At 67.1% G+C, this 222-nt stretch carries 1 pseudogene; it reads left to right on the top strand.

The window, feature by feature from the left end:
• A pseudogene (locus J0695_RS41455) lies at positions 1–190 on the top strand (DGQHR domain-containing protein DpdB); the annotation flags it as partial.
• Positions 191–222: the final 32 nt, after the last annotated feature.

The following is a 222-nucleotide window of genomic DNA, read 5'->3' as shown; positions in this document are numbered from 1 at the left end:
CATGCCGGCCGAAGACGTCGACTGCGACCACGTCCGCAACGCCATCATGGGCCTGATGCCCATCACCGCCTGGACCTCGGGCATGTGGCGCTTCCCCGACGGCGAACAACGCCGCTGGAACGGCCTGCAAAACACCCCCAACGACATCCGCCTGCTCACCGACCTCCTGGTCCGCGCAGGGCGAGGCTGATTCCCGTTCACCGTGTCCGCACAGGACACGGT

The organism is Streptomyces beijiangensis, from assembly GCF_017315755.1.
In the GTDB taxonomy this organism is placed as follows: Bacteria; Actinomycetota; Actinomycetes; order Streptomycetales; family Streptomycetaceae; genus Streptomyces; species Streptomyces beijiangensis.
The sequence above is the reverse complement of the archived record's forward strand: the minus strand, read 5'-3'. Positions and strand labels throughout refer to the sequence as shown.